This window comes from Aeromicrobium sp. CnD17-E, from assembly GCF_024124745.1.
Taxonomy (GTDB): domain Bacteria; phylum Actinomycetota; class Actinomycetes; order Propionibacteriales; family Nocardioidaceae; genus Aeromicrobium.
The window spans coordinates 1-1,655 of record NZ_JAMXRU010000203.1; the positions used below are offsets into that span (position 1 = coordinate 1).

At 77.4% G+C, this 1,655-nt stretch carries 1 protein-coding gene; it reads left to right on the top strand.

Annotated elements, in window-relative coordinates:
- Window positions 1–104: 104 nt before the first annotated feature.
- Window positions 105–1,655: bifunctional anthranilate synthase component I family protein/class IV aminotransferase (locus NH339_RS18115; RefSeq protein ID WP_253027416.1), on the top strand; the 1,551-nt coding region annotated here is incomplete at its 3' end.

Below are 1,655 nucleotides of genomic sequence, written 5' to 3' on the forward strand. Positions count from 1 at the left end.
CGGACGGTGCAGCCGGGGGTGCCGGGCCCCGGGCGGCGGACGGTTCGGCCTGGGGTGCCGGGCCCCGGGCGGCGGACGGTACGGCCTGGGGTGCCGGTGCGGCCGTGACGGCGCACCGGCGGCGCCTCGGGCTCGACGAGGGTCCGCTGGAGGTGCTGCGACGCTTCCGCGACCGCGACCGTCCGGTGGCGCTGGTCGGTGCGTGGCACCAGGGCGACGCGCTGGTGGCCTGCGACCCCGTGCGGGTGCTCGACCCCGACGTCGACGACCCGTTCGACCTGCCGGTGCCCGAGGTGGCGCCCCGGGCGTCGGCCGACGGGGCGGCCGGCTTCGGGGGTGGCTGGATCGGTCTGTGGGGGTACCGCCTCGGCGGGCGGTTGGAGCGGGTGCCGCCGGCCCGTGCCCGACCCGTCGAGCAGCCTGACGCGCGGCTGGCGTTCTACGCGTGGGTGCTGCGACGCAGCCGGGGCACGTGGTGGCTGGAGTGGTTGGGCGACGTCGACGTCGCGCCGGTGCTGGCGGCGCTCGAGGGTCCCGCGCCGGAGCCGGTGGCGCACCACGTCGGCCCGCTGCGGCTGGTGCCGTCGCCCGAGGAGCACGTGGCGGCGGTCGCTCGCGCCGTCGAGCACGTGCACGCGGGCGACCTCTTCCAGGTGAACCTTTGCGCGCGTCTGGAGGGCCAGGTCGAGGGCCACCCGGTCGACGTCTTCTGCGCGGGCGCCCAGCGCCTCCGCCCGGCCTACGGCGCGTTCGTGGGCGGCCCGGCCGGCAGTGGCGAGGGCGTCGCCTCGTTCTCGCCGGAGCTCTTCCTGCGCCGCACGGGCCACGAGGTGCTGACGTCGCCGATCAAGGGCACGGCGCCGCTCGGCGTCGGGCCGCAGGACGACGCCGCGGCGGCCGAGACGCTCGCGGCCTCGGCGAAGGACCGTGCCGAGAACGTGATGATCGTCGACCTGATGCGCAACGACCTCGGCCGGGTGTGCGCACCGGGCAGCGTGCGGGTGCCCGCCCTCGTCCGGCCGGAGCGGCACGCCGTGTGGCAGCTGGTCTCCGACGTCGTGGGCCACCTCGCGCCCGACGTCGACGACGCCGACCTGTGGCGGGCCACGTTCCCCCCGGGGTCGGTCACCGGTGCGCCGAAGGTGCGAGCGATGGAGGTGGCGGCTGCACTCGAGGCGACCGGGCGGGAGGCGTACACGGGCGCGATCGGCCACGTGAGCCCGCTCGCCGGTCTCGAGGCCAACGTCGTCATCCGCACCGTGGAGATGGCGCAGGGGCGGGCGTGGCTCGGCGTGGGCGGCGGCATCGTGGCCGACTCCGACCCGCACGCCGAGCTGGCCGAGGTGTTCGTGAAGGCGCGTCCGGTGGTCGAGGCCGTCGGGGGCAGCCTCGTCGACGACGTGCCGCGTCCCGCACCCGCGGTCTCGGCGCCGCACCGGTCGTCGCGCGACTGGTCCGCCGACGTGGGTCGCGGCGTGTTCACCACCCTGCTCGTCGACGACGGGCGAGCCGTCGACGTCGCGTCGCACCTGGCCCGTCTCGACGCCAGCGTCCGCGCCGTCTACGGCAGCAGCGTCCGGGAGGGGCTCGCCGACGCGGTGGCGCGGCGCGCGGCGAGCCTGCCGCCCGGTCGGCACCGTCTGCGGGTCGAGGCG